The 2,218-nt window shown below is 67.6% G+C and carries 2 protein-coding genes; both read right to left on the minus strand.

The genetic code is table 11. The annotated features are described in order from the left end of the window. Window positions 1–13 precede the first annotated feature (13 nt). Complete coding sequence (locus ACOADB_RS12375; RefSeq protein WP_378598773.1) at window positions 14–664, minus strand: TetR/AcrR family transcriptional regulator; 651 nt, start codon at window positions 662–664, stop codon at window positions 14–16. Further along, on the minus strand, window positions 661–1,992 hold the full coding sequence (locus tag ACOADB_RS12380) for a flavin-containing monooxygenase (RefSeq protein WP_378598776.1): 1,332 nt from the start codon (window positions 1,990–1,992) through the stop codon (window positions 661–663). The genes ACOADB_RS12375 and ACOADB_RS12380 overlap by 4 nt, the downstream gene beginning before the upstream one ends. Window positions 1,993–2,218 lie beyond the last annotated feature (226 nt).

Raw genomic sequence — 2,218 nt, forward strand, 5'->3', positions numbered from 1 at the left:
AAGCTGAAGTTCGTCACGAGGTGCTCCCGTAGATGGCCTGGATCCAGAGGTGGGTGATGGCGTCGATGTGCTGCTCACGGCCCGGTCCGGAACCCCGGGCGTGACGCTCGATCGAGTGGTCGTTCAGGTCGAGGAGTACGGCGGCGAGGGCTGCCGGATCCGGGCCGTCGATGGCGTGCCCACTGGCCCGCTCGCGGCGGATCATGTCGGCGGCCATCGTCGCGAACTCGGCGCGTCCCGCGTCCCAGAGCTCCTGCACGGACGGGCTGCTGGCCCGTGCCTCGAGCAGTGCACGGTAGGTGTGCGGGGTGCGGTCCACCGAGTCGAACAGGGTGGCCAGGACGTTGCGGACCCGTTCCCGCGGCTCACCCTCGGCCTTGACCAGGAGGTCGGTGGCTTCCGACGCGTCGTCGTACAGCTCCGCCATCAGGGCGAGGACGGCGACGGCCTTGCTCTCGAAGTAGAAGTAGAAGGCCGAACGCGTCACGCCCGCGCGCCGCGAGATCTCCGCGACGTTGACCTGCTCGAGGCTCTGCTCGCGGAGCAGCCCGTCGAAGGCCTCCAGCAGTGCGGCACGGCGCAGGTCGCCGCGGTTGACGCTGCGCCGGTCGACCATCCGCGCCCAGCTGCGCTCCTCGCCGGTCCCGCTGCTCCCGTCGCTCATCGCGCCGCTCCTGCCCGCACGCCACCGGCAGGGATCTCCTTGACCCGGATGTCGTGCTCGTAGAGGAAGAAGTCGAGCTGCTGGGTGTGCCGCGGCCGCTGCACCATGTGCGCGGTGTACTTCTGCGTGTCCTCGTCGATGACGCGCTCCATCTCGGCCTCCGACGGCGGCGCGTACCGACCTGCCAGCCAGGCCGCGACGAGCCGCGTCTGGCACTCCACGAACGGGAAGAGGGTCGGCGTCGACTGGGCGAAGCCGATGAAGGCGAGGTCGTCGATGCCCGGCTTGAAGATCCGCTTGTAGAGCCGGATGTGGTTCTCGGGTGCGCTGAGGAACTCGGGGTCGAAGAACGGGAACGTGATGTTGTACCCGGTCGCGTGGATGACGACGTCGAAGTCAGCGGACGTGCCGTCGACGAAGTGCACGGTCTGGCCGTCGAAGCGTTCGATGTCGCCCTTGGCGCTCAGGTCGCCCGATCCGAGCCGCAGCGGCAGCTCGACCGACTGGGTCGGGTGCGCCTCGAAGAACTTGTGGTTGGGCGTCGGCAGGCCGTAGTCCTCGGGCCGGCCGGCGGTGAGCGGCTGCATGACCTGGACGAACTTGCGCTGCCATGCGAACGGGATGTGCGGCGAGGTCCGGTAGTACTTGTCGGCCGGCTTGCCTGCGAAGTACTTCGGCACGATCCACGCGCTCGATCGCGTCGAGATCATCACCTCGTTGTCGAGCGTCTTGCTCGACAGCTCCACGGCGATGTCGGCAGCACTGTTGCCCAGGCCGATGATCAGGATCCGCTTGCCCTTGAGGTCGTACGGCGAGCTCGGGTCGATGTACGCGTGCGAGTGCATCGTCGTACCGGTGAACTCGCCGGGCTTCTCGGCAAAGCGCGGATCCCAGTGGTGGCCGTTGGCGACGAGCAGGACGTCGAAGCGGCGGGTGCCGGTGCGCTCGGTCTCGAGCTCCCAGCCGCCGCCCTCCTCGGCGGGCAGCCGACGGGCGGCCAGCACGCCGTTCTCGAACTCGATGTGGCGGCGCAGGTCGAACGCGTCGGTGTAGCTGTCGAGGTACTCCTTGACCTGGGTGTGGTGCGGGAAGTCGGGGTACTCGTCGGGCATCGGGAAGTCCTTGAAGGACAGCTGGTGCTTCGAGGTGTCGATGTGCAGCGACTTGTAGGCGCTGCTGTGACCGTTCGGGTTGCCGAACGCCCAGTTGCCGCCGACCCGGTCCGAGGACTCGAAGGTCGCGAACTCCAGCCCGTAGTCGGCGAGCATCTTGCTCATCGTCAGGCCGCTGATGCCGGCCCCGATCACGGCGACAGTCGAGCGTCGCATGCGTTCCTCCTGGACAGTTCGGCCGGACAGTTCGGCCGGACAGTTCGGCTTGACAACTTCGGGTGACGGGCGTCACGTTAGGACCGCGAGTTGACACGTGTCAACTGGAACAGACGAATGTCAGGAGATGGGTTCATGCGGGTAACGGTCGTCATCGGAGGCGCCTCGGGGATTGGGGCCGCCACCGCCCACTCCCTGGCTGCCGCCGGCCATCGCGTCGTGATCG

It is taken from the genome of Nocardioides sp. CPCC 206348 (assembly GCF_048654705.1).
Lineage (GTDB): Bacteria > Actinomycetota > Actinomycetes > Propionibacteriales > Nocardioidaceae > Nocardioides.

Excerpts from the sequence above, each read along its gene's own strand:
- ACOADB_RS12375 (WP_378598773.1), bottom strand. The coding sequence starts at position 664 with ATGAGCGACGGGAGCAGCGGGACCGGCGAGGAGCGCAGCTGGGCGCGG.
- ACOADB_RS12380 (WP_378598776.1), bottom strand. The coding sequence starts at position 1,992 with ATGCGACGCTCGACTGTCGCCGTGATCGGGGCCGGCATCAGCGGCCTG.